The organism is Corynebacterium sp. MSK019, assembly GCF_030232425.1.
Lineage (GTDB): Bacteria > Actinomycetota > Actinomycetes > Mycobacteriales > Mycobacteriaceae > Corynebacterium > Corynebacterium jeikeium_D.
Genome location: NZ_JASPJT010000004.1, coordinates 48621 through 73620 on the forward strand (window position 1 = coordinate 48621; position 25000 = coordinate 73620).

At 59.1% G+C, this 25000-nt stretch carries 22 protein-coding genes; all 22 read left to right on the plus strand.

Annotation, left to right across the window (positions count from 1 at the left end):
* Window positions 1–26: 26 nt before the first annotated feature.
* The 22 genes from carA (at window position 27) to whiA (ending at window position 24959) form a co-directional block, all read left to right on the plus strand.
* Window positions 27–1259 (plus strand): glutamine-hydrolyzing carbamoyl-phosphate synthase small subunit, encoded by a 1233-nt coding sequence (gene carA, locus QP982_RS03890; RefSeq protein WP_255465687.1) that lies wholly within the window; start codon window positions 27–29, stop codon window positions 1257–1259.
* 24 nt (window positions 1260–1283) lie between these two features.
* Window positions 1284–4643 carry a carbamoyl-phosphate synthase large subunit gene (carB, locus tag QP982_RS03895; protein WP_070595279.1) on the plus strand — a complete coding sequence of 1120 codons (3360 nt, stop codon included), beginning with the start codon at window positions 1284–1286 and terminating at the stop codon, window positions 4641–4643.
* A 1-nt stretch (window position 4644) separates the two neighbouring features.
* Window positions 4645–5514 (plus strand): orotidine-5'-phosphate decarboxylase, encoded by an 870-nt coding sequence (gene pyrF / locus QP982_RS03900; protein ID WP_070438379.1) that lies wholly within the window; start codon window positions 4645–4647, stop codon window positions 5512–5514.
* Between the two features lie 421 nt (window positions 5515–5935).
* Complete coding sequence (gene mihF, locus QP982_RS03905; RefSeq protein WP_016422714.1) at window positions 5936–6262, plus strand: integration host factor, actinobacterial type; 327 nt, start codon at window positions 5936–5938, stop codon at window positions 6260–6262.
* A 5-nt stretch (window positions 6263–6267) separates the two neighbouring features.
* Window positions 6268–6840: a guanylate kinase gene (gene gmk / locus QP982_RS03910; protein WP_070438382.1), complete on the plus strand. Its 573-nt coding sequence runs from the start codon at window positions 6268–6270 to the stop codon at window positions 6838–6840.
* Window positions 6841–6957: 117 nt separating this feature from the next.
* Window positions 6958–7236, plus strand: a complete 279-nt coding sequence (gene rpoZ, locus QP982_RS03915; RefSeq protein WP_005510796.1) for a DNA-directed RNA polymerase subunit omega — start codon at window positions 6958–6960, stop codon at window positions 7234–7236.
* A 27-nt stretch (window positions 7237–7263) separates the two neighbouring features.
* On the plus strand, window positions 7264–8544 hold the full coding sequence (gene coaBC / locus QP982_RS03920) for a bifunctional phosphopantothenoylcysteine decarboxylase/phosphopantothenate--cysteine ligase CoaBC (protein WP_070547083.1): 1281 nt from the start codon (window positions 7264–7266) through the stop codon (window positions 8542–8544).
* Window positions 8545–8662: 118 nt separating this feature from the next.
* Window positions 8663–9880, plus strand: a complete 1218-nt coding sequence (gene metK, locus QP982_RS03925) for a methionine adenosyltransferase (protein ID WP_070438390.1) — start codon at window positions 8663–8665, stop codon at window positions 9878–9880.
* A gap of 49 nt (window positions 9881–9929) precedes the next feature.
* Window positions 9930–11966, plus strand: coding sequence for a primosomal protein N' (locus QP982_RS03930; protein WP_070604551.1), 2037 nt, complete (start codon window positions 9930–9932; stop codon window positions 11964–11966).
* Window positions 11967–12026: 60 nt separating this feature from the next.
* Window positions 12027–12530, plus strand: coding sequence for a peptide deformylase (gene def / locus QP982_RS03935; protein ID WP_016422719.1), 504 nt, complete (start codon window positions 12027–12029; stop codon window positions 12528–12530).
* Between the two features lie 94 nt (window positions 12531–12624).
* Window positions 12625–13599: a methionyl-tRNA formyltransferase gene (gene fmt, locus QP982_RS03940; protein WP_016422720.1), complete on the plus strand. Its 975-nt coding sequence runs from the start codon at window positions 12625–12627 to the stop codon at window positions 13597–13599.
* Window positions 13600–15057, plus strand: coding sequence for an RsmB/NOP family class I SAM-dependent RNA methyltransferase (locus QP982_RS03945; protein WP_016422721.1), 1458 nt, complete (start codon window positions 13600–13602; stop codon window positions 15055–15057).
* A gap of 11 nt (window positions 15058–15068) precedes the next feature.
* Complete coding sequence (gene rpe, locus QP982_RS03950) at window positions 15069–15737, plus strand: ribulose-phosphate 3-epimerase (protein WP_016422722.1); 669 nt, start codon at window positions 15069–15071, stop codon at window positions 15735–15737.
* 16 nt (window positions 15738–15753) lie between these two features.
* Window positions 15754–16806, plus strand: coding sequence for a bifunctional diaminohydroxyphosphoribosylaminopyrimidine deaminase/5-amino-6-(5-phosphoribosylamino)uracil reductase RibD (gene ribD, locus QP982_RS03955; protein ID WP_016422723.1), 1053 nt, complete (start codon window positions 15754–15756; stop codon window positions 16804–16806).
* A 69-nt stretch (window positions 16807–16875) separates the two neighbouring features.
* A complete protein-coding gene (locus QP982_RS03960) occupies window positions 16876–17463 on the plus strand; it encodes a riboflavin synthase (protein ID WP_049193722.1) in 588 nt (195 codons plus the stop codon).
* Window positions 17464–17474: 11 nt separating this feature from the next.
* The gene (locus QP982_RS03965) at window positions 17475–18737 is read left to right on the plus strand and encodes a bifunctional 3,4-dihydroxy-2-butanone-4-phosphate synthase/GTP cyclohydrolase II (protein WP_016422725.1); all 1263 of its coding nucleotides are present in this window, start codon (window positions 17475–17477) and stop codon (window positions 18735–18737) included.
* On the plus strand, window positions 18738–19220 hold the full coding sequence (ribH, locus tag QP982_RS03970) for a 6,7-dimethyl-8-ribityllumazine synthase (protein WP_049193721.1): 483 nt from the start codon (window positions 18738–18740) through the stop codon (window positions 19218–19220). It abuts the gene before it with no gap.
* 2 nt (window positions 19221–19222) lie between these two features.
* Entirely contained in the window at window positions 19223–19717 is a 495-nt protein-coding gene (locus QP982_RS03975) for a PH domain-containing protein (protein WP_048731875.1), read from the plus strand.
* 29 nt (window positions 19718–19746) lie between these two features.
* Entirely contained in the window at window positions 19747–21795 is a 2049-nt protein-coding gene (gene uvrC / locus QP982_RS03980) for an excinuclease ABC subunit UvrC (protein WP_049193720.1), read from the plus strand.
* A 112-nt stretch (window positions 21796–21907) separates the two neighbouring features.
* Window positions 21908–22798, plus strand: coding sequence for an RNase adapter RapZ (gene rapZ, locus QP982_RS03985; RefSeq protein WP_005510809.1), 891 nt, complete (start codon window positions 21908–21910; stop codon window positions 22796–22798).
* 23 nt (window positions 22799–22821) lie between these two features.
* The gene (locus tag QP982_RS03990; RefSeq protein ID WP_048731879.1) at window positions 22822–23769 is read left to right on the plus strand and encodes a gluconeogenesis factor YvcK family protein; all 948 of its coding nucleotides are present in this window, start codon (window positions 22822–22824) and stop codon (window positions 23767–23769) included.
* Between the two features lie 191 nt (window positions 23770–23960).
* Window positions 23961–24959, plus strand: a complete 999-nt coding sequence (gene whiA, locus QP982_RS03995; protein ID WP_049190810.1) for a DNA-binding protein WhiA — start codon at window positions 23961–23963, stop codon at window positions 24957–24959.
* Window positions 24960–25000 lie beyond the last annotated feature (41 nt).

A 25000-nucleotide genomic window follows, 5' to 3' on the forward strand; every position in this document is an offset into this window, starting at 1 on the left:
CGCATAAAAATTCACATGCGTCCCGTATGATTAATGTAAATTCCTCGCACGCTACCCAACTGAAAGGCAATAACGTGAGCAACGAGTCGCAGGCCGCGGCCGCTACAGCGGCAGTCCTGGTATTGGCAGATGGCCGAGTGTTCCGCGGACGCGGTTTCGGCGCCACCGGTACAACCCTGGGTGAGGCAGTTTTTACCACCGCTATGACGGGCTACCAGGAAACCCTGACGGACCCGTCCTACCACCGCCAGCTGATTGTGGCTACCGCACCACAGATCGGCAACACCGGTTGGAACGATGAGGACTACGAGTCCCGCGGAAACAAGATTTGGGCAGCTGGCTTTATTATCCGCGATTTGTCGCGCATTCCCTCCAACTGGCGCTCGGAGCGCAGCTTGGAAGATGAACTGAAGGCACAGGGCATCATCGGTATCCGCCAGATTGATACCCGCGCGCTGGTTCGCCATTTGCGCGACAATGGCTCGATTGCCGCTGGTATTTTCTCCGGTGAGGACGCACAGCAGCCCGTCGATAAGCTGGTGGAAATCGTTCGCGCTCAGCCTGCGATGAAGGGCGCGGATCTGGCTCGCGAGGTCAGCACCGATGAGGCCTATGTCGTGGAACCACAGGGGGAGAAGAAGGCACGTGTTGTGGCCTACGACCTGGGCATCAAGTCCAACACCCCGCGTGAGCTGGCTAAGCGTGGCCTGGAAGTCGTAGTTGTTCCGGCTAACACTCCGTACGAAGATATTAAGAAGGAATACCAGCCGGACGGTGTCTTCTTGTCCAACGGCCCGGGTGACCCGGCAACTGCTGATGAGATGGTTGCGGTCGCCAAGGCTGCCCTCGATGACGGCATGCCGCTATTCGGTATCTGCTTCGGTAACCAGATTCTTGGTCGCGCACTCGGCCTGAATACCTACAAGCTGGTCTTCGGTCACCGCGGCGTCAATGTTCCGGTGAAAGACCACCGCACTGGCCGTATTTTTATCACCGCTCAGAACCACGGTTTCGCACTTGAAGGCAAGGCCGGCGAGAGTTTCGATACCCCGTGGGGCGAGGCAGAGGTTACGCACACCTGCCTTAACGACGACGTCGTGGAAGGTGTCGCACTGAAGAACGGCATGGCCTTTTCTGTGCAGTACCACCCGGAGTCCGCAGCCGGCCCGCACGATGCGCACTCTCTCTTTGATGACTTCCTGGCGCTGATCCAGAAGGTCGATTTCAACAAGTCCGCAACCGGAAACTCGAACAAGTAGGAAAGGGCTAAGGGACCTAACACCATGCCACGTCGTACAGACATCAACCACGTACTGGTTATCGGCTCCGGCCCGATTGTTATCGGTCAGGCCTGCGAGTTCGACTACTCCGGCACCCAGGCTTGCCGCGTGCTGCGCGAAGAGGGCCTGAGAGTCACGCTGGTCAACTCCAACCCGGCAACGATTATGACTGACCCGGAGTTCGCAGACTCCACCTATATCGAGCCGATTGAAACCAAGTACATCGAAAAGATCCTGGCCAAGGAAGCTGCAGAGGGCAACCCGATTGACGCTGTCCTGGCAACTCTCGGTGGCCAGACTGCACTGAACGCAGCTATTCAGCTGGACCGCGAGGGCATTCTGGAGAAGTACAATGTCGAGCTGATTGGTGCTGATATTCCGGCCATTCAGCGCGGTGAGGATCGCCAGATGTTCAAGGACATCGTCGCCAAGATTGGTGGCGAATCCGCACGTTCCCGCGTCTGCCACAACATGGAAGAAGTCCACGAGACTGTTGCAGAGCTCGGTCTTCCGGTCGTTGTTCGCCCGTCGTTCACCATGGGCGGTCTGGGTTCCGGTCTGGCCTTCAACCAGGAAGACCTCGACCGTATTGCAGGTGGCGGCCTGGCCGCATCGCCCGAGGCCAATGTTCTGATCGAGGAGTCCATCCTCGGCTGGAAGGAATTTGAGCTCGAGCTCATGCGCGATGGCGACGACAACGTTGTCGTGGTCTGCTCCATTGAAAACGTTGATGCCCTCGGTGTCCACACGGGTGACTCGGTGACTGTCGCTCCGTCGATGACTCTGACCGACCGCGAGTTCCAGACCATGCGTGACCAGGGCATCGCAATTCTGCGTGAGGTCGGCGTTGACACCGGTGGCTGTAACATCCAGTTCGCCATCAACCCGAATGACGGCCGCATCATCACCATTGAGATGAACCCGCGCGTCTCCCGCTCGTCGGCGCTTGCTTCCAAGGCAACTGGTTTCCCGATTGCAAAGATTGCTGCCAAGCTGGCTATCGGCTACACCCTCGATGAGATCACCAACGACATCACCGGTGAAACCCCGGCAGCGTTTGAGCCGGTGCAGGATTACGTGATTGTCAAGGCTCCACGCTTTGCTTTCGAGAAGTTCCCAGGTGCTGACGACACGCTGACCACCACCATGAAGTCCGTCGGTGAGGCCATGGCTATCGGCCGTAACTACATCGGCGCGCTCGGTAAGGTTATGCGTTCGCTGGAGAACAAGCCAGCTGGTTTCTGGACTGTTCCGGATGAGGACTTCGCAGGTGAGCGCGCAAGCGATGTCAACGCTGTCCTTGAGGATCTGAAGCGTCCGACTGAAGGCCGCATCTACGACGTTGAGCTGGCTCAGCGTTTGGGTGCATCCATCGAGCAGATCCACGAAGCTTCCGGCCTGGATCCGTGGTTTATCGCCGAGATGGAAAACCTGCAGGATATCCGCAAGGAGCTTATCGACGCTCCGGTGCTGACCTCCGACCTGCTGCGTGAGGCTAAGTACTGGGGCCTGTCCGACGCTCAGATTGCTGCGCTGCGTCCGGAGTTGGCCGGCGAAGACGGCGTGCGCGAGCTGCGCTGGCGCCTGAACATCCACCCGGTATTCAAGACTGTCGATACCTGCTCCGCCGAGTTCGAAGCACAGACTCCGTACCACTACTCGGCATACGAGCTGGACCCGGCTGCTGAGTCCGAGGTCGCCCCGCAGACCGAAAAGGAAAAGGTCATCATCCTCGGTTCCGGTCCTAACCGCATCGGCCAGGGTATTGAGTTCGACTACTCCTGTGTCCACGCGGCGCTCGAGCTCTCCCGGGTTGGGTACGAGACCGTCATGGTCAACTGCAACCCGGAAACGGTTTCCACCGACTACGACACCGCAGATCGCCTCTACTTCGAGCCATTGACCTTCGAGGATGTCCTCGAGGTCTACCACGCTGAGAGCCAGTCCGGAAAGGTCGCAGGCGTCATTGTTCAGCTCGGTGGCCAGACTCCGCTGGGCCTGGCGGAGCGTCTGCAGGCCGCAGGCGTTCCGATTGTCGGCACTAGCCCAGAGGCAATCGACCTGGCTGAGGACCGCGGTGAGTTCGGCAAGGTGCTGGCTGAGGCGAAGCTGCCGGCGCCGGAGTTCGGTACCGCCACCTCCTTCGCAGAAGCTCGCCAGGTTGCCGCTGGTATCGGTTACCCGGTGCTGGTCCGTCCGTCCTACGTCCTCGGCGGCCGTGGCATGGAAATCGTCTACGATGAGGCCACTCTGGAGGACTACATCAACCGCGCTACCGAGCTGTCCAATGAGCACCCGGTACTGGTTGACCGCTTCCTGGACAGCGCCATCGAGATTGATGTTGATGCACTGTGTGATGGGGAAGAGGTCTACCTCGGCGGCGTTATGGAGCACATTGAGGAAGCCGGTATTCACTCCGGCGACTCCGCGTGTGCGCTGCCTCCGATGACTCTGTCTGCAGGCATCATCGACAAGGTGCGTGAATCCACCAAGGCACTGGCACACGGCATCGGTGTCAAGGGCCTGATGAACGTTCAGTACGCACTCAAGGACGAGACGCTCTACGTCATCGAGGCCAACCCGCGTGCATCTCGTACCGTACCGTTTGTCTCCAAGGCAACCTCAGTTCCGCTGGCTAAGGCCGCGTCCCGCGTCATGATGGGCGCTACTATCGCGGAACTGCGCGAAGAGGGCATGATTCCGTCCAACTTCGACGGTGGCTCTCTGCCTGCTGACGCTCCGATTGCGGTTAAGGAAGCCGTCCTGCCGTTCAACCGCTTCCGCGACTTCGAGGGCCGCGCTCTCGACAGCCTGCTGAGCCCGGAGATGAAGTCCACCGGTGAAGTCATGGGCTTGGCAGACAACTTTGGTGCCGCTTTCGCCAAGGGCGAGCTGGCCGGTTTCGGTGAGCTGCCGACCGAGGGCACGATCTTCGTCTCGCTGGCCAACCGCGATAAGCGCACTCTGGTCTTCCCGATCCTCACGCTGGCGGATATGGGCTTCCGCATCCTGGCAACGGAGGGTACGGCCGGTATGCTGCGCCGCAACGGTGTTGAGTGTGAGGTCGTCGCAAAGCGTACGACTGATTCCGATGCGCCGACGGACGAGCGCGACATCGTCGACATGATTCGCGACGGTGAGGTTGACATCATTATCAACACCCCGTCCGGTTCTGCTGGCGCACGCTCTGACGGATATGAGATTCGCGCTGCTGCTGTGAGCCAGGGCGTAACTTGTGTGACCACCGCTCAGGGGGCCGTCGCCGCACTGCAGGGCATTCTGGCACTGCGCAACGGTGAGATGAGCGTTAAGGCTCTGCAGGAACTCCACCCGGCAGAGTTGGCTGCTCAGGAGCAGGCCTAACATGACCGCGAAGGCTGAAGGTTCCGCAGTGCGGACAGTCAAAGGTTTCGGCGATCGCCTCAGCGAGGTTGTCGCCGAGCGCGGTCGGCTCTGCGTGGGCATCGACCCGCACCCGGGGCTGCTGGATGCCTGGCAGTTGCCGCATTCGGCTGACGGTCTAGAGCGTTTTGCCGCCACATGCGTCGAAGCGTTCGGTGACATCGTTGCCGTCGTCAAGCCCCAGGTGGCGTTCTTCGAAGCCTACGGTTCCAAGGGCTTTGCCGTCCTGGAGCGGACGTTGGCGGATCTGAAGGACGCCGGTGCGCTGTCGATTGCAGATGCCAAGCGGGGCGATATCGGTTCGACGATGGCTGCATACGCTGATGCCTGGCTGTCGGATAGCTCGCCGCTAGCCGCCGACGCACTGACGGTATCTCCGTACCTTGGGTTCGGTGCTCTTGATCCGGCGTTTTCGTTGGCGTTGGAGAACGGACGCGGCCTGTTCGTGCTGGCCGCAACGTCCAATCCGGAAGGTGCGTCCGTACAGAAGGCGACGGTTTCGGGTGAGAGTCTGGCTCAGACCATGGTCAACCAGGCAGCCGCTATTAATGCCCGCCAGATTGACGCTGGTGCAAAGGCGGGCAGCATCGGCGTTGTTGTTGGCGCAACGCTTGACGACGCCCCGGTGCTCAGTGACCTGCGTGGTCCCATTCTCATGCCCGGTGTGGGAGCTCAGGGTGGAACCCCGGCCGATGTAGATCGTCTGGCAGGGGAATCCAAGGGGCTTGCACTGCCAAATATTTCGCGTGCAATTCTCTCCGCTGGGCCTGATCCTGCTGCGCTGCGGCGCGCAACTATTGAAGCTGCGGCTCCGTTCCTATCCGAGAGTTAGCAGCGAATCGACAATTTGGCAGAGGCCCGCAGGGCGCACCTCATAGAACAGGTGCCCCTGCGGGCTTCTTCCGTACCTAGCTGCCGAGATTTTCCTAATGAGCCTCAGGTGGCGGCGGAGTAGGTATAGGCAAGTTACTGTGACGATTCCTGGGAGATTTCGTACAAAAACCGTGGTCAATTTCCATTCTCCTGGGCAAACGGTGCTACAATCGCCGGAGTTGGTTGACCACGACCGAAAGGTGGGGCGGATAAAGCCCTGGTGTCATTTTTATCGACACCCCGTCAGCATTTGCCTCAACAACCGGTAAGTGCGGTACGGTCTCCAATCGTTAAGCACGGTGTCGTTGCCTGCCCTTGGTGGACGCGAGGCTCGTGCAAGTAAATAAGAAACTAACCAATCTATTTTTACGGAGGAACACGTGGCCCTTCCGCAGTTGACCCCGGAGCAGCGTGCAGCAGCACTCGAGAAGGCAGCTCAGGCCCGCAAGGTACGCGCAGAGCTCAAGGACAAGCTGAAGCGTGGCGCTATCGACCTGCCAGAGGTTCTCAAGCAGGCTGACGAGAACGAGATCATCGGCAAGATGAAGGTCTCCGCTCTGCTCGAGGCTCTGCCGAAGGTCGGCAAGGTCAAGGCACAGGACATCATGAATGACCTGGAGATTGCTCAGACCCGCCGCCTGCGTGGCCTGGGTGACCGTCAGCGTCGCGCTCTGCTGGAGCGCTTCGGCTACGCAGTGGAGGACTAGTCGCAGTGGCCGGGAATGAAAACGGTCAGCTGGTAGTCCTTGCCGGCCCTGCCGGTGTGGGAAAATCCACTGTTGTCAGTCGGCTCCGTGCCGAGGTTCCCGGACTGTACTTCAGCGTTTCCATGACCACCCGCGCCGCACGGCCGGGTGAGGTCGATGGCCGCGACTATTTCTTCGTGACCCCGGAGAAGTTCCAACAGCATATTGATGCAGGAGAGATGCTCGAGTGGGCTGAAATCCACGGTGGTCTGCAGCGTTCTGGAACGCCGCGTGGCCCGGTGGATAAAGCTCTCGCCGAGGGACGTCCGGTACTCGTTGAGGTGGATCTGGCGGGAGCCCGCTCCATCCGTAAGGTAGCGCCGAATGCTCACCTGCTGTTCTTGGCTCCGCCAAGCTGGGAGATTCTCGTCAGCAGGCTCACTGGTCGTGGCACGGAAACCGAGGCGCAAGTCAAGCGTCGCCTGGAAACCGCGCGAGTGGAAATGGATGCTCAGCACGAATTCGATGAGGTTGTTGTCAACGACAATGTCGATGATGCTGTGGCGGCCATCGCTCAGGCGCTGACTACTGGCAAGTAACAGGGCGACTCCACATCATCGATAGTAGAAATCGTTTCCAAGCAATGGTGTTTCTATTGCTCCGACGGTTTCTATTGTCACCCCAGTAACTCACGTTCTATTGAGGAAAGATTTCTCGTGACCCAGGAAAATACCGCCACCGAGGCAGTGTTCGACCCGCCAATTGGTATTACCAATCCGCCGATCGATGAGCTGCTTGGTAAGGCTTCTTCGAAGTACGCTCTGGCTATCTTCGCTGCCAAGCGTGCACGCCAGATTAATGACTACTACCAGCAGATTGACGAAGGCATGCTGGAGTACGTTGGCCCGCTGGTTACTCCGGGGGTCGCTGAGAAGCCTCTGTCCATCGCTCTTCGTGAAATCAACGCTGGTCTGCTGGACCACACTGAGGGCTAGAGCATTTCCTTAAGGGGAGATATCTGTATGCATGCCGCCGGTAATGCTGACGTATCCGAATGTTTAAAGGTTGTCGTCGGGGTTGCCGGCGGCATCGCTGCATATAAGGCCGCACACGTTGTTCGTGGCTTCAAGGAACTCGGTCACGATGTTCGCGTCGTTCCCACCGAGTCCGCATTGAATTTTGTAGGTGCGGCTACTTTCGAGGCGCTGTCGGGGAACCCGGTGTCGACTACGGTTTTTGACGCAGTCGATGAAGTTCAGCATGTCCGCGTGGGGCAGGAGGCCGACCTCGTCGTCGTGGTTCCCGCGACTGCCGACTTTATGGCGCGTGCCGCACACGGGCGTGCCGACGACCTTCTCACCGCAACTTTGCTTGTGGCGACCTGCCCGGTGGTTCTGGCTCCTGCCATGCACACTGAGATGTGGAACCATCCAGCTACGCGCGATAATGTCGCGATTCTTCGTCGCCATGGCACTATTGTCCTCGATCCGGCCCATGGCCGTTTGACTGGTAAGGACACTGGTCCAGGTCGTCTGCCGGAGCCAGAGCAGATAGTTTCGCTGGCATTAGCGGCAGTCGAGAATCCGCGCCACTTCCGCCGCGACTTCGAGGGCGTGCGCTTCATGATTACTGCCGGTGGCACCCGTGAGGCTATCGACCCGGTACGTTTTATCGGCAACCACTCCTCAGGGCGTCAGGGCTTCGCGCTAGCTGAGATGGCAGCACAGCGTGGCGCTCAGGTCACTGTGGTGGCAGGACATACAGATCAGTTGCCGACACCGCTGGGCGCGAATGTTGTAAAGGTTGATTCCACTTTGGAGATGGCCAAGGCCGCCCACGAACACTCCAAGTTGGCCGATGTCTGCATTTTTGCCGCTGCCGTCGCCGACTTCCGTCCGGCATCGACCGCTGGGGCCAAGATGAAGAAGGGCGTCGCAGACGACGCTTTGAGCAACATCCAGCTCGTAGAAAACCCTGACATTCTGGCTACCACTGTGGAGCGGCGTAAAGCGGGCGAGATTCCGGCAACCACGACGATGGTGGGCTTTGCGGCTGAGACCGGCGACGAGACGACGACGCCACTCGAGCTTGCGAAGCAGAAAATTGTGCGCAAGGGCTGCGATTTGCTCATGTGTAACGACGTCTCAGGTGGGCAAACTTTCGGTGCGACGGACAATGTCGGATGGTTGCTGTCTCTCGATGGCGAGCAGTGGGACGTGCCGCGAGGCTCAAAGTTCTCGGTAGCCGGTTCGATTTTGGATGCAGTCTCCGAGCTGCGACAGGAACCTCAGCCAGCGGAGTAGCCGGTGCCTACTACGGCGACTGAACCGCTTGGTCTATAATTATCGAATCAAACGAAAACCCACGCCGCAGCGACATCGCAGGGCTGGGGAAATGATCTAGAAGAAAGTTGTACTGCTCGTGGCCTCTAATCTTCGGCTGTTTTCCAGTGAATCTGTTACCGAGGGGCACCCAGATAAGATTTGCGACTCGATTTCGGACTCCATCCTTGACGCTATGCTCGCGCAGGATTCTGCATCGATGGTCGCCGTTGAGACTGTGGTGACTACCGGTTTAGTCCATGTTGTTGGCGAAGTTCGCACGAAGAGCTACGTTGACATCCCCGGTATTGTCCGGAGTCGACTGAAGGAGATCGGTTTCGATTCTTCTGAAAAGGGCTTTGACGGCAAGACCTGCGGCGTCTCCGTTTCGATCGGTGAGCAGTCCTCAGATATTCACGACGGTGTGCACACTTCTCTGGAAGCACGCAGCTCTGATGGCGAAGTCGAAGCAGAAGATCTCAAGGGCGCTGGCGACCAGGGGCTGATGTTCGGCTACGCTACCAACGAAACTCCGGAGTACATGCCGCTACCGATTGCGCTGGCACACCGCCTGGCTCGCCGCTTGACGCAGGTACGCAAGGAAGGCATCGTCCCATCGCTTCGACCGGATGGTAAGACTCAGGTCACCTTCGCTTACGACGAAGACAATAACCCGGTGTACTTGGACACTGTTGTGGTGTCCACGCAGCACGACCCGGATGTGACCCAGGAGTGGATTACCGAGCAGATTAAGACTCACGTAGTCGATTGGGTGCTCGACGACGCTAACTTGCGCGAGCGCTTTGTTACCGAAGAATTGAATCTGCTGGTCAACCCGTCTGGCCAGTTTATTATCGGTGGCCCGATGGGCGATGCCGGCCTGACCGGCCGCAAGATTATCGTCGACACTTATGGCGGTATGGCTCGTCACGGTGGCGGCGCATTCTCGGGTAAGGACCCGTCAAAGGTGGACCGCTCCGGCGCTTATGCCACCCGTTGGGTTGCGAAGAATGCCGTGGCTGCGGGTCTGGCTGACCGCCTGGAGATTCAGGTCGCCTACGCTATCGGCCGCGCTCGCCCGGTAGGCCTTTACGTCGACTCTTTCGGCACCGGTCACGTTTCGGACGACGCCATCCGCGAGGCTATCAACAAGGTCTTCGACCTTCGTCCGGCCGCTATTATTCGTGACCTGGACTTGCTGCGCCCGATTTATGCGCAGACCTCCACCTACGGTCACTTCGGCCGAACTGACTTGGACCTGCCGTGGGAGCAACTCAACCGTGTTGAAGAGCTCCGCGCAGCCGCTGGCCTGGGATAAACACCACCCGCCAGCATGACCCTGGGGTGGGGAAGTAGAGTAAGACTCTATGACCGACGCCCCTTTCGCACCCGCCGCCGCAGCTGAGAAGCTGCCTGTCGCGCGGGTGCTTCCACTTTTGGGGCTGCCGCAGTTGGATCGCCCCTTCGATTACCTGGTTCCGCGCGCGCTAGCGGAGGAAGCGGTTGTCGGTTGCCGGGTGCGGATTCGATTCCACGGCCAATTGGTCAATGCGCTGGTGCTGGAGCGCTGTGCCACGCCCACTCACGACGGCAAACTGTCCTATCTCAAGGATGTCATCAGCACTGAGGTTGTCTATCCGCCACAGCTTCGACGGTTGGTGGATTCTCTGGCGGAGTATTACGGCGCAACACGCTCAAACATCATTCGATCCGCCATCCCAACCCGTCATGCACGGGCCGAACGTGCCCGCAAGGAGAAGATGCCCCCAACGTGGGAGGAATTGGGAAAGCTTGCCACCGAGGATCCGGACCTTTCCGCGTGGGGCAACTATGTCTTCGGCGAATCCTTTGTCGATTCCGTCCGCAAGGGCGCCCCGGCACGCGCAGCGTGGCAGCCAGTTCCAGGGGAACAGGTGGCAGCCATGCTCGCCGCGCTCAGCGTTTTGGTCGCCCGCGATGGTGGCGGTGTTCTCATCATTGTGCCGGACGCACGCACGCAGGCACGCTTCGAGAGCGCTTTTCGCGAGCTCATTTCTGCCCGTCAGCTCACTCTTCTCGGGGCTGGTCTCGGTCCCGAGTCCCGCTATCGCCGCTACCTGGATATCCTGCACGGCCAGGGGCGCATAGTCGTCGGAACGCGCTCGGCAGCGTACGCCCCAGTGCAGAATCTGCGTTTAGCAGTGATTGTCGATGATGGCGATGACAACCTCGTAGACCCCCGCGCACCCTACGTCCACTCTCGCGAGGTGCTGGTCACGCGAAGTGCGCAGGAGGGATGCGCTCTTATTTTTGCATCGTATAGCCGTACAGCAGAGGTGCAGCTGCTGGTCTCCTCAGGTTGGGCGCACAATCTGGTTGCAGGCGCCGACGCCCTCGCTGAATCCATGCCGGAGATGATTGCCTCCACGGACACTTCCGAAGACCCGGATGACGTGAGTAGGGGACGCCTTCCTGCCATCGCTTTTCGACGGGCAAAAGCCGCGCTGCGCGAAGAGCTTCCGATTCTGGTCCAGGTACCCCGCAAGGGATATGTACCGACATTGTCGTGTCGCTCCTGTGGCGCGCCTGCGCGCTGTCGCTGGTGTAACGGTCCACTGGGAATTCCACCGTCCGATAACCCGGACGATCCGGCGCCGCCGACCTGTCGGTGGTGTGGCCGCATCGACATCCACCACCGTTGCCATAGCTGCGGTTCCACCAAGATTCGGCCAGTCGTGGTCGGCAGTGAACGTACGGCGGAAGAGTTTGGTCGTATTTTCAGTCCATTCCCAGTCGTCGCTTCCTCTGGCGAACGGATTGTTGACGACATTCCCGAAGGCCCGAGGGTCGTGGTGGCCACGCCGGGAGCCGAGCCTTATGCGCCGGAGGGCTACGGAGCAGTGATGCTGCTGGACACTTGGGCGATGCTCGGCCGGCAGGACTTGCGCGCTCATGAAGAGGCCTATGCGCATTGGTCTCGAGCTGTCACGCTTGCGCGCCCGCGGGAGCGAGGAGGGGCAGTGGTTATCGATGCGGATGCTGCAGTCCCGACTGTGGCCGATCTTCTGGCATGGGACGCGGTAGGCGCTGCGAACAGGGAATTGGCCGACCGTACAGCCGCCGCTCTGCCTCCGGCCTTTCACGTGGCAGCGGTGGACGGGACTGAAGAGGGCCTGCGTAACTTCATGGAGTCCCTGGAGGTTCCATCGGGCGCGGAAATCCTGGGGCCGGTAGACCTTCCCCGCAACGCCAGACCACCAGCAGGCGTGGAACCGGGTACACCTATTCAGCGGATGTTGGTGCGCTGTGACCGTCGGCAAGCACGGGCGGTGGGAGCGGCGTTGAAGGCAGCACAGGTCGTTCGAGCGACCAGGAAGGACCCGACGCCGGTGCGCGTTGTCGTCGATCCGATTAATTTCGGCTAGCTGCTAAAATGAGCGCGTTATCGCTTGATTCACACCAGTTTTCTTGGAGGCTCTAAGTTCATGGCAGTTCGTGAGGTACGTCTTTTCGGCGATCCGGTGTTGCTGTCCAAGGCGGATACCGTCACTGATTTCGACGCGACGCTGTCGCACCTGATTGATGACATGTTCGACACGATGGACGAGCAACAGGGCGTCGGGCTCGCGGCAAACCAGGTCGGCGTGCTGCAGCGCGTTTTCGTCTACGACTGCAACGGCACCCGCGGGCACATCGTCAATCCGGAATGGGAAGCCATCGGCGACGAGACTGTCCACGAAATCGAAGGATGCCTATCTATCCCGGGTATTAATGGACCCGTGACTCGACACGCACGTGTGCGCGTTACTGGCCAGGATCGCCACGGCACACCGGTGAGCTTCGAAGCTGATGATTTGCTGGCTCGCTGTGTGCAGCATGAAAGCGACCACCTGGATGGTGTGCTGTTTTTGAAGCGTCTCGAGGGCGACGAGCGCAAGACCGCGATGCGTTCTCTGCGTGAGCAGGACTGGTTCCTCAACCGCGGTTAACTCACCTGCGCCTAGACCCCTGGGTGTGGCGCCCCGAGTTTCATCACTAGATTAACTAGAACAACTAGGTCCACCAGGAAGGAATCCACTTACTGTGCGCCTGATTTTTGCCGGAACCCCGGAACCTGCTGTCGTTGCACTGAAGAAGTTGCTCGAAGACTCCCGTCATGAAATCGTCGCTGTTCTCACTCGCCCCGATGCCCGCCGTGGCCGCGGTAAGTCGCTTTCGCCCTCGCCGGTGAAGGCTCTGGCCTTGGAACACGACATTCCCGTGCTCACCCCGACGACCCTGCGCGATGAAGAGATCCAGCAGCAGATCCGCGAATTAAACGCCGACTGCATCCCGGTGGTCGCCTACGGCAATCTCGTGCCGGAGGAATTGCTCGATGTACCGACGCACGGCTGGGTCAATCTGCATTTCTCACTGCTTCCTGCTTGGCGAGGTGCCGCGCCGGTGCAGGCAGCTATCGCTGCCGGCGATGAAGTCACGGGTGCCAGTACTTTCCGGATTGAAAAGGGTCTGGATACCGGACCAGTTTTCGGTACCGTCACCGAAGCGATTCGCCCGACCGATAATGCCGACGACCTTTTGACCCGCCTGGCATACTCCGGCGCGGATCTTCTAGCCGCCACCATGGACGGCATCGAAGCCGGTGCGTTGCGTCCGACCGCTCAGCCAGAACAGGATGTCAGTTACGCCGCTAAGTTCGGGCCGGAGGATGCCCGAATCGTTTGGACTCAGCCGCGACATCTTCTTGACCGCCGCGCTCGTGCATTCACGCCTGCCCCAGGTGCGTGGACAACTCTCGACGGCGCACGTTTGAAGGTCGGAGAGCTCACCCCGCTTTCCGACGAGGACAGCGCCGCGGTCGACGAGGTGCGAAAGGCAGCTGCTCCGGAGGCGGCAGCCGCCACACCGGGTGAGTTGGTAGTGGAGAAGCACCGAGTATCTGTGCGTTGTGCCGATGGCTATGTGCAGCTGGTGAAGGTGCAGCCACAGGGTAAGAAGATGATGGATGCGTCCGACTGGGCGCGAGGTAGCCAACCCGGCGGAAAGGTCTGCGAGTAAATGGGCAACGACAAACCCCGCCACACCGGTGGCGGACGGCAGCGCGGCAACCGCAGCGGACAGAACCGCAATGACCGCAACCGTAACCGTGACAACAGAGGTGGGGACAATCGCGGTGGCATTGACCAACCGCGCAAGGTCGCACTGAAGGTACTAGCCGACGTTCGCGAGAATGATGCTTACGCGAACCTGCTGCTGCCCAGGTTGCTGAAGGCACACAAGCTCAAGGGTCGGGATGCTGCTTTTGCAACTGAGCTGACGTACGGCACACTGCGGGCGGAAGGCCTGTTGGATGCCGTGATTGAGGCATCGTCGTCACGCCCGTTAAACGATATTGCTGGACCGGTGATGGATGTGTTGCGCCTGGGCACGTACCAGCTGCTGCGTACGCGCGTCGATGCCTACGCGGCGGTCGATACCTCGGTGCGGGCGGTGGCGAAGGTAGCGGGACCTGGTGCGCGCGGCTTTGTCAATGCCATTTTGAGGAAAGTTTCCTCGAAGACCGAAGGCGAATGGGTGGCTGAGGTCGCGCCGGATCCTGCGACCGATCCGATTAGCTACGTAGCGATGAAGCATGCCCACCCGCGCTGGATTGCGATGGAGTTTGCCCGCGCACTCGGTGCACAAGCCGGTGAGCTGCAGCAGGCACTCGCTGCCGACGATGCGCGCCCGTTGGTGCACTTGGTCGCTCGTCCGGGCGAGATTACTGCTGAGGAATTGGCACTGATCACCGGCGGTGAAGAGGGACCGTGGTCGCCGTACTGCGTGCGCTTGGATTCCGGTGCCCCAGGAGAATTGGAGCCGGTCCGACAGGGCTTGGCTGCGGTGCAGGACGAGGGTTCTCAGCTCATTGCGCGTGCCGTCACCATGGCACCCGTTGCCGGTGAAGACAGCGGCCGCTGGTTAGATTTGTGTTCCGGCCCCGGTGGTAAGTCAGCTTTCATCGGCGGCATCGCAGCTATTGAGGGCGCGAAGCTCGACGCTGTTGAGGTATCTGCGACTCGCGCAGAACTGGTGAAGAAGGCCACGGCCGGGCTGCCAGTGACTGTAACCGTTGCGGATGGTCGCGATACCGGGCTGGAGGCAGGCTTTGACCGCATTTTGGTAGACGCGCCGTGCTCTGGTTTGGGCTCGCTTCGCCGTCGCCCGGAAGCGCGCTGGCGGAAGTCGCCGTCCGATCTGAACTCCTTGACTGCGCTGCAGTTTGAACTGCTCAGTGAAGCTGTGCGTCTGGCACGGCCGGGTGGCATCATCGTCTATTCCACGTGTTCTCCGCATCTGCGGGAAACCAGGGGCATTGTCGATAGGGCAGTGACGGAATTGCCGGTGACGGAGCTGAATGCACACGAGTTGGTAGCGCCGATGACTGATGTCGGACCGTATCCATCTGTGCAGATGTGGCCACACCGCCACGGTACCGATGCGATGTTCTTCTCAGTTTTGCGCAAGAACGACTAGGCTCAGAGGTTATGAGCGCACCAATTATTGCCCCGTCCATTCTCGCTGCTGACTTCGCTCGCCTCGACCGCGAGGTTGAGGCTGTAGCCAATGCAGATTGGCTGCATATCGACGTCATGGATGGCCACTTCGTTCCCAACCTGTCCTTCGGCGCTCCGGTGCTGGAGGCCGTAGCTGCGGTGACGGACAAGTACTTGGATGTCCATCTCATGATTGAGAACCCGGAGAAGTGGGTCGACACCTACATTAAGGCGGGGGCGAGCTCCGTTATTTTCCATGTGGAAGCCGTCGACGATGCCATCGCACTGGCACGCCACATTCGTTCCCAGGGCGTGAAGGCCGGGTTCTCGCTGCGCCCGGGTACCCCAATTGAGCCGTGGCTGGATCACCTCGCCGAATTCGACGAGGTGCTGGTCATGAGTGTCGAACCCGGTTTCGGGGGCCAGTCCTTTATGCCGGATCAGCTAACCAAGGTCGAGAAGCTGCGTCAGCGCATTGATGCCGAAGGTCTGGATACTCTGATCGAGATTGACGGTGGTATCTCCGCCAAGACCATCGAATCCGCTGCCGCCGCCGGTTGCGACGCCTTCGTTGCAGGGTCGGCCGTTTTCGGCGCTGATGATCGTGCGGCGGCTGTCGATGAGCTGCGCGCATTGGCCACTACTGCTGCAACTAAGTAGACGGCGGTGAAGCACGGTGGCACAGTTTCCGGATCTCGTCTCCGCACAGCCGCTGACTGACGCTCAAGCTATGGCATTGGCCATAGAAGCCGGCCAGCGAGTTCGGGGCACCACCTATCCCAATCCACCGATTGGTTGCGTCATCCTCGATACCGCAGGGATTGCGGTAGGAGTGGCCGGAACTGAGCCGGTAGGTGGCCGACACGCAGAGCCACAAGCATTAGAAATGGCGGGGGCACGAGCTCAGGGCGGTACTGCAGTGGTCACACTAGAGCCGTGCAATCATATCGGCCGTACACCACCGTGCACCGAGGCACTTGCGGCAGCCGGAGTTTCCCGCGTCATATTTGCGGTCGCCGATCCTAATCCCGTGGCCGCTGGCGGCAGCGAGTGGTTGCGATACAAGGGAATCGACGTGGTCGAGGAGTTCCAACGCAATCGTGTGGCGGATGGCTATCTGCGTCCATGGTTACACTGGCAGCGCACTCGGCGCCCACACATCACGCTGAAGACGGCGGGCACGCTGGATGGTTTCGCCGCCGCTACCGACCGCACCTCGCAGTGGATTACGGGGGAGCAGGCGCGGGCACGGGTACATATCGATCGTGCACGTCGGCAAGCGATTGTCGTCGGAACGGGAACAGTGCTCGCTGACAATCCGCGATTGACCGCGCGCACACCAGACGGCGAGGAGCTGTCAACGCAACCCCTGCGCATCGCGATCGGCACCTCGGAGGTCGCCGCCGATGCGAATATCCGCGGCGATAACTTCCGCCACATTCGCACTCACGATGTGGAAGTGGCGCTGGAGACAATGGCGGATATGGGACTTATTGACGTGCTGGTAGAAGGCGGCCCACGGCTCGCCAGCGCTTTCTTAGAAGCCGATGCTGTCGACGCGATTGAGTCTTACATTGCCCCGGCGTTTCTCGGAGCTGGTCTGCCGGTGACATCGGCCAACCATGAGACCACCATCACTGACATCTCGCGCTTTCGTACCGTCGCGGTCGAGACTCTGGGAGATGACATTTTGATTACGGCTCTCCGCAGTGGCAAAGATCGCGGGTAGACCGGCTAGAGTTAATTTTGTAAAAATCTTTCAATTTATAACAAACGGTAAAGGATTTTCCTGACCACTATGTTTACGGGAATTGTTGAGGAACTCGGCGAAATTCGCGAAATCCACCGCGAAGCCGATTCCATTACTCTGACCATTCGCGCGACCACCGTGCTTGACGACGTGCACCACGGTGATTCCATTGCTGTCAATGGCGTTTGTTTGACCGTCGTGGAGTTTGGCGATGATTTCTTTACCGCTGATCTCATGCAAGAGACTCTGGTTAGGTCGAGCCTCGGCCAGGTTGAGGTCGGCTCCAAGGTCAACCTCGAACGTGCAACCGCAGTCGGTCAACGCCTCGGCGGCCATATCGTGCAGGGACATGTCGATGGCACCGGCGAGGTTATTTCGCGCACGCCAGGGGAGCGCTGGGAAGTAGTGCGGATTTCGCTGCCGGAGCATCTCTCCAAGTATGTCGTGGAAAAGGGCTCAATTGCCGTGGATGGTACTTCGTTGACCGTCTCTGCAGTAGGCGAGGGGTTCTTTGAGGTCAGCCTGATACCGACGACGCTGACGGACTCCGTTATTGGTTCGACCGCGGTAGGCGCCAAGGTCAATTTGGAAGTCGATGTGCTAGCCAAGTACGTCGAGAAAATGTTGGAAAGATAAGCTACAAGACTGTGATTAAGTTCGATTCTGTAGAGCGGGCCATTGCGGACATCGCAGCCGGTAAGGCCGTGGTCGTCGTCGACGATGAAGATCGTGAGAACGAGGGCGACATCATCTTCGCCGCCGAGAAGGCAACGCCTGAACTTGTTGCCTTTATGGTTCGCTATTCCTCTGGTTACATCTGCGCGCCGCTGACCGCCGAGGACTGCGAGCGTCTGAATCTGCCACCGATGGTGTCAGAGAATGAGGATGCCCGCGGTACCGCATACACAGTGACCGTGGATGCCAACACCGGTACGACCGGTATTTCCGCCACAGATCGTGCGAACACCATTCGTACTCTCGCTGACCCCACGTCGAGCCCGCACGATTTCACCCGACCAGGACACGTGGTCCCGTTGCGAGCTCGCGATGGTGGCGTCCTAGTCCGTGCCGGCCACACCGAGGCTGCGGTCGATCTCGCCCGCCTGGCAGGGCTTCGTCCTGCCGGCGTGCTGTGTGAGGTTGTCTCCGAGGAAGACCCGACCGGTATGGCGCGCGCGGAGGAACTGCGTCGCTTCTGCGACAAGCACGATTTAGCGCTGATCTCCATTGAGCAGCTGATCGAATACCGTCGCCACAACGAGCACTTGATTGAACGCGTTGTCGAAACCAAGCTGCCGACCGACTACGGCGAGTTCCGTGCCATTGGGTACCGGAGCCTTATCGACGGTGTCGAGCATGTCGCTCTCGTTGTGGGGGATGTGTCTTCCAACGATGGTCAGGACGTCCTCGTGCGTGTGCACTCCGAATGCCTCACCGGCGACGCACTGGGATCTCGCCGCTGCGACTGCGGTCAGCAGCTGCACAACTCCATGCGCATGGTTCACGAAGCGGGGCGTGGCGTCATCCTCTACATGCGCGGTCACGAAGGCCGAGGCATTGGTTTGATGCCGAAGCTGCAGGCCTACCATCTGCAAGATGAAGGCGCTGACACCGTTGATGCCAATCTCGCGCTCGGTTTGCCGTCGGATGCCCGTGAGTACGGCACTGGTGCACAGATCCTGCAGGATCTTGGAGTCACCACTATGGCGCTGCTGACGAACAATCCGACCAAGCGTGCCGGCCTAGGTGGTTATGGACTGGAGATGAGCCGCCGGGTACCGGTGCCAGTTGAGGTCAACGAGGATAACTTGAAATACTTGTTGACAAAGCGCGAACGCATGGGCCATGAGCTCCCTTGGTTGGATGAGTACATGGAGACCCACGGCATTTCGACAGAAGGAGCACAGTAGATGAGTGGCGCAGGTCTTCCTGAAATTTCCGTTCCCGATTCCACTGGTGTGACCGTCGGTCTGGTCACCTCTCACTGGAACGAGGAGATTACTGGACAGCTTCGTCGTGAAGCGCTGGCCCAGGCCGAGGAGGTCGGCGCTGTAGTTACGGATGTGACTGTCGTCGGTGCTCTGGAGATTCCGGTTGTGGTGCAACAGCTCGCCCGAACTCACGACGCCGTGGTGGCGCTGGGGTGCGTTATCCGCGGTGGTACGCCGCACTTCGACTATGTCTGCGACTCGGTGACTGAGGGCCTGACGCGGATCGCACTGGACTGTGAAACGCCAGTTGGCAATGGTGTGCTGACCTGCAACACTGAACAGCAGGCAATTGATCGTGCCGGCGGTAAGGGCGCCGCGGAGAATAAAGGTCGCGAGGCCATGGCCGCAGCGCTGCACACCGTCGCAGTGTTGAAGTCCCTTCGTGAAGGTGGAGCTGAGTAAGAATGGGTAACTCCGAACGCCACAGCAATTCGACTGCCGTCGACACCGGTAGCGAAGACAAATGGCTGTTGGAAATCACCTCGCAAAAGCTGCGTCTGTGGGCGATTATCGCTGCAGTTGTGGTTTTCGCTATCCATATCTTCATGGGTATCGTGGTGGACTTTGGTAACACCGGAGCTTCGGTGACCGCTATCGACCAGCTGGCTTTCCCAATGATTGGTTTGATCATCGCCGGGGTAATCCTGCTGCTGACTCGGGCTCGCGTTCGCGTAAATGCCAGGGGTGTGGAAGTCCGCAATCTACTCAATGCGAAGTTTTACCCGTGGGTCGATATTTACGGCCTGAGTTTTCCAAAGAAGTCCCGCTGGGCTCGCTTGGAGCTGCCTGACTTTGAGTTTGTGCCGATGCTCGCGATCCAGTCGGCCGACGGCAGCCGCGTCGTGGAAGACATCCGCCGGTTCCGTGAACTTGAAGACAAGTTCATGCCGGAGGACTAACCCAAGGACACGTTTTAAGGACACCGTAAGTGACTGACCCTTCTCAGTACCGTCCCGCCCCCGGCACCATTCCCACGGAGCCGGGGGTGTACCGTTTTCTCGATTCAACCGGGCGCGTTCTCTACGTCGGCAAGGCGAAGAATCTCCGTGCGCGTTTGTCTAACTATTTCCAGGACTTAACTCGGCTTCATCCCCGCACCCGCCAGATGGTGCAGTCCGCTTCGAAGGTGACGTGGACTGTCGTCCACAATGAAGTCGAAGCGCTGCAGTTGGAGTACACCTGGATCAAGCGCTTTAATCCGCGGTTCAACGTGATGTACCGCGATGACAAGTCGTATCCGATGTTGGCCGTCAGCGTTGGAGAGCTGTACCCGCGGCTCTTTCTCTACCGAGGACCGCGCCGGAAGGGCGTGCGTTATTTCGGGCCTTATTCACACGCGTGGGCTATCCGAGAAACGCTCGACTTGCTTACACGAGTTTTCCCAGCCCGCACCTGTTCAAAGGGAGTCTTCAACCGGCAGCAAGCCCTGGGGCGGCCCTGTTTGCTCGGCTATATCGACAAATGCTCGGCGCCTTGTGTCGGCCGTGTCAGTGCCGAGGAACACCGCGAAATTGTCCGTGGTTTTACCAGCTTCATGTCGGGAAATACGGGCCCGGTCACCAGGCGCTTGAAGAAGGAAATGGAGGAAGCTGCCGGCGAGTTAGACTTCGAGCGCGCCGCTAGTCTGCGCGACAACCTCGCTGCCATCGACAAGGTCATGGAGCGGCAGTCAGTCGTGCTTTCCGACGCCGCTGATGCCGACTTTATTGCGCTAGCAACCGACGAACTGGAAGCGGCCGTGCAGATTTTCCATGTTCGGGCGGGACGTATTTACGGTCAGCGCGGCTGGGTAGTGGAGAAGTCCGGCGAATACGCGACTACGGAGTTTCGAGAGGGAGAGACCGACCCCAGCTTGGGTGGGCTGCTAACGCAGTTCCTGACACAGTTCTATGGCGACGCCGCCAAGCACGCGGATGTCGACGGCGATGAATCAACCACTGCCGCCCAGGTTGTGCCACGCGAAATTCTCGTTCAGGCCACGCCCGACGATCTTGACGAGGTTACTGCATTTTTGGCCGATATTCGTGGCACCAATGTAGATATTCGCGTCCCACAACGCGGTGACAAGCGGACGCTCATGGAGACCGTGCAGAAAAATGCAGCTGAAGCGCTACGCCAGCACAAGCTAAAGCGAAGTGGAGATCTAACTACTCGATCGCAGGCTCTCTCCGAACTCCAGGACGCGCTATTTATGGATGAAGCGCCGCTGCGCATCGAGTGCACTGACATCTCGCATATTCAGGGCACCGATGTGGTGGCCTCGTTGGTGGTCTTCGAGGATGGATTGCCCAAGAAGTCCGACTACCGCCGCTACCGAATCAAAGATGCAGCGGGTGACGGTCGCTCGGACGACGTCGGTTCTATCGCTGAGGTGGTGCGCCGTCGTTTTCTGCGCCATAACGAGGACAAGCTCGCCATGCCCGATGATGCAAGCGAGATGTTCGTCGAAGAGACGACTGATGCCGTCGATGAGCAGTCGCGGAGTAACCGCAAGTTTGCCTACCCGCCACAGTTGTTCATCGTCGACGGTGGTGCACCGCAGGTCGCAGCCGCACAGGCGGTCCTCGATGAACTCGAGGTCACCGATGTGACGTTGGTGGGAATTGCCAAGCGCTTAGAAGAGCTGTGGATTCCCGACGATGATGAGCCGCTCATTCTGCCGCGTAATTCGGAAGCGATGTACCTAATCCAGCGAATTCGTGATGAGGCGCACCGCTTTGCCATTAATTATCACCGTCAGCAGCGATCTAAACGCATGCGCTCGTCGGTGCTTGATGGCATTAAGGGGCTGGGGCCAGCACGCCGCAGTGAGTTGGTCAAGCACTTTGGTTCCGTTGCGGCGCTGAAGAAGGCCAGCGTCGAGCAGATCGAAGAAGTGGCTGGTTTCGGGCCGATGCTCGCGAAAACTGTTTACGATTACCTCCATCCAGACGAGAAGTCGTCAGAGCCAAACTCGGATGTCGGTCCGGGAGAGTAGGCGTAGAAGTAGGTAAACAAGTGGCTAAAACCGCACTTGAAACAGTGCTAGGGGGTTTACTTCCGCTAGTAAAACCGAGAGCGGTTGGGCGGAATTGTATTAGAGTGATGGCATGATTACTTCGGGTTATTCCCCTCAGGCTGAAAAGTCACTTGTGTTGATTACCGGCATGTCCGGTTCCGGACGCAATACGGCCGCCAGCGTCTTGGAGGAGATGGGCTGGTATGTCGCAGACAACCTGCCCCCGGAGTTGATTATGCGCATGGTCGAGTTGTCGTTTGAAGCGGACTCTCCAGTAGAGCGCCTCGCTATCGTCACCGACGTGCGCTCGCGCGCGTTCGCCGGCAGTTTGGGGGAGGTGCTCGACGGACTCCGCAATGAGGGGCGCCAGCCCTATGTCATCTTCTTTGATGCCAACGACGACACCCTCATCGCCCGCTACGACTCTGTCCGCCGCACCCATCCGCTGCAGGAAAATGGCACGCTTTCACAGGGTATTGCCGCTGAACGTCAGATGTTGCTGCCAATAAAGGGCATGTCGGATTTAGTAGTGGATACCTCTGACATGAGCGTGCACGATTTGCGCCGTGAGTTAGAGCATCAGTTGTCGGATACCGCTAGCAAGATTCAGCAGATCACCATCGAATCATTTGGGTTTAAGCACGGTGCGCCGCGCGATGCCGACATGCTTTTCGACGTCCGTTTTCTCCCCAATCCCTATTGGGTACCTGAGCTGCGTGCGGGCCGCGGTACCAACAAAGCCGTGGCCGACTACGTGCTGTCCCAACCTGAGTCTCAGGGGTTTTTGGACAACGTCACAAACTTGATTGAATTGGTTTTGCCCGGGTACCGCCGTGAGGGCAAGGGTTTTATGACTATCGCTGTGGGATGCACCGGAGGCCATCACCGAAGTGTGGCCATGTCGGAGGCGCTGGCTAAGAAGCTCGAGGGAGTTTCCGGGATCAACGTCAACGTCGTCCACCGCGATATTGACCGCAATTAGCGGTTTTCGTGGAGGTGTAGAAATTGACATCAATTACCAGTCTGGGTGGCGGTCATGGTCTATTTGCCACGCTGAGAGCTGACCGTCAGGTTGCGGACCATGTCACAGCGGTGGTCACAGTTGCCGACGACGGCGGATCCTCGGGTCGCCTTCGTCGTGAGCTGGGGCAGATTCCCCCTGGAGACCTTCGCATGGCACTCGCCGCGCTTTCCGCAGATACGGAAAAAGGCGATCTGTGGGAAAAGACACTGCAGCACCGCTTTGGCGGAACTGGCGCACTGGCAGGGCATGCGATTGGCAATCTGATTATCGCTGGCCTCACTAGTGTGATGGGAAATGAAGTCGACGCGCTTGACGAAATTGGCCGGTTGCTGCAAATCCGGGGTCGAGTCGTGCCCATGTCGCCGATCCCGCTAGAGATTGAGGCCGAAGTCGTTGGCTTGGAGCAGGATGCTCGCGTTGTGCGCCAGGTCCGTGGCCAGGTCGCAGTGGCCACGACACCTGGCCAGGTGCGCCGAATCCGGCTGATTCCTGAGACTCCGCCGGCATCCGAGGAGGCCATTGAAGCTATCCTCAATGCCGATTTGGTGACGCTGGGTCCGGGTTCGTGGTTTACTTCGGTTCTGCCACATCTTCAGGTGCCCGGGCTGCGGGATGCTCTGCAAGAAACCAATGCCACAACCGTCGTGGTGCTGAATCTTGTCGCCGAGCCGGGGGAGACCGCCGGTTTTTCTTCCGAACGGCACATCCATATGCTCACGCAGCATGCACCTAACTTGAAGCTCAATTACGTGCTTGTCGACGACAACACGCCGCTCGCGGATACCGAACGAGAATACCTGCAGCGAGCGGCGGATAGCCTAGACGCGCAGGTTGTCTTCGCCGATGTGCAAGAAGTTGATGACCACGGAGCTCTGACGGGTCGGCATTCGCCGGAGAAACTAGCTGTCGCACTTCGTCAGTTCCTCTAAAGCGTCCGGTCAGTCGAGGGTTTTTATGCATTCTCCTGCGAGGATGCAATAGACAATCAACTAATTGCCACTCGATTGGTTCCGGATACTATCCTTGAGGTTTATTGCTAAAGCTCAAATGGGGTTAATTTTACCTAAATTAACCAGGCCCAAACCCAGCTCGTACACATGAAATGAGGATGGACAGCATCGTGGCATTGACGGCGAAGGTCAAAGACGAACTAGCCCGCGTGTCAGTTTCGCAGGAAAGCGCTCAGGCAGCGGAGATTGCGACCCTGTTCCGCTTCGCAGGAGGACTCCACCTGGTGGCAGGTTCGATTGTGCTGGAGGCTGAGTTGGATTCCGGCGCTGTCGCACGCCGCCTGCGCTCCATGCTGGCCGAACTCTACGATGTCAAAGCCAGCCTCAATGTCTTATCTCCCGGTGGCTTGCGAAAGACCTCGAAGTACATCGTGCGGGTAACTGATGGCGCGGAACTCGTCGTTAGGCAAACTGGCCTGATTGACTCTGCGGGACGTCCCGTACGTGGGCTACCACGCAAGCTGATCATGGGGCAGAAAATTGATCAAGAAGCTGCATGGCGGGGTGCTTTTTTGGCACATGGTTCACTGACTGAGCCGGGGCGTTCCTCAGCTTTGGAAGTCACTGCTCCTTCTGCTGAAGCGGCACTCGCATTGGTGGGATGTGCTCGTAGGCTCGGAATTACGGCTAAGAGCAAGGAGAATAAATCCCGCGGTGGCGATCGCGTAATCATCCGGGAGGGCGATGCAATCGGTGCGCTGCTGACGCGAATGGGAGCCCAGACTACTCGCCTGCAGTGGGAAGAACAGCGTATGCGTCGTGAAGTGCGAGCGACGGCCACCCGCTTGGCAAACTTCGACGATGCCAACCTGCGGCGCTCGGCTCGTGCGGCCGTTATTGCAGCAGCACGAGTAGAGCGTGCATTAGAGATTCTCGGAGACGATGTACCAGACCATTTGGTGTCTGCAGGACAGCTGCGCATCGAGCACAAGCAGGCTTCATTGGAAGAACTTGGGCAGCTGGCAAATCCGCCAATGACCAAGGACGCCGTCGCAGGACGCATCCGCCGTTTGCTCTCCATGGCGGACAAAAGAGCAAACGAACTCGGAATTCCCCCCACAACTGCAGTCGTTACAGACGAACTTTTTGACAAAGAAGTTGACGAGTAAAGCACCTGTTATGCCTAGTCAGGTGCGTAATTTTTGATAAA

Bases quoted from the DNA above. Each gene is read 5' to 3' on its own strand.
- pyrF (WP_070438379.1), top strand. From the start codon at position 4,645: ATGACCGCGAAGGCTGAAGGTTCCGCAGTGCGGACAGTCAAAGGTTTC.
- carB (WP_070595279.1), top strand. From the start codon at position 1,284: ATGCCACGTCGTACAGACATCAACCACGTACTGGTTATCGGCTCCGGC.
- QP982_RS03930 (WP_070604551.1), top strand. From the start codon at position 9,930: ATGACCGACGCCCCTTTCGCACCCGCCGCCGCAGCTGAGAAGCTGCCT.
- QP982_RS03960 (WP_049193722.1), top strand. From the start codon at position 16,876: ATGTTTACGGGAATTGTTGAGGAACTCGGCGAAATTCGCGAAATCCAC.
- QP982_RS03975 (WP_048731875.1), top strand. From the start codon at position 19,223: ATGGGTAACTCCGAACGCCACAGCAATTCGACTGCCGTCGACACCGGT.
- ribH (WP_049193721.1), top strand. From the start codon at position 18,738: ATGAGTGGCGCAGGTCTTCCTGAAATTTCCGTTCCCGATTCCACTGGT.
- carA (WP_255465687.1), top strand. From the start codon at position 27: ATGATTAATGTAAATTCCTCGCACGCTACCCAACTGAAAGGCAATAAC.
- QP982_RS03945 (WP_016422721.1), top strand. From the start codon at position 13,600: ATGGGCAACGACAAACCCCGCCACACCGGTGGCGGACGGCAGCGCGGC.
- coaBC (WP_070547083.1), top strand. From the start codon at position 7,264: ATGCATGCCGCCGGTAATGCTGACGTATCCGAATGTTTAAAGGTTGTC.
- rpe (WP_016422722.1), top strand. From the start codon at position 15,069: ATGAGCGCACCAATTATTGCCCCGTCCATTCTCGCTGCTGACTTCGCT.
- def (WP_016422719.1), top strand. From the start codon at position 12,027: ATGGCAGTTCGTGAGGTACGTCTTTTCGGCGATCCGGTGTTGCTGTCC.
- rapZ (WP_005510809.1), top strand. From the start codon at position 21,908: ATGATTACTTCGGGTTATTCCCCTCAGGCTGAAAAGTCACTTGTGTTG.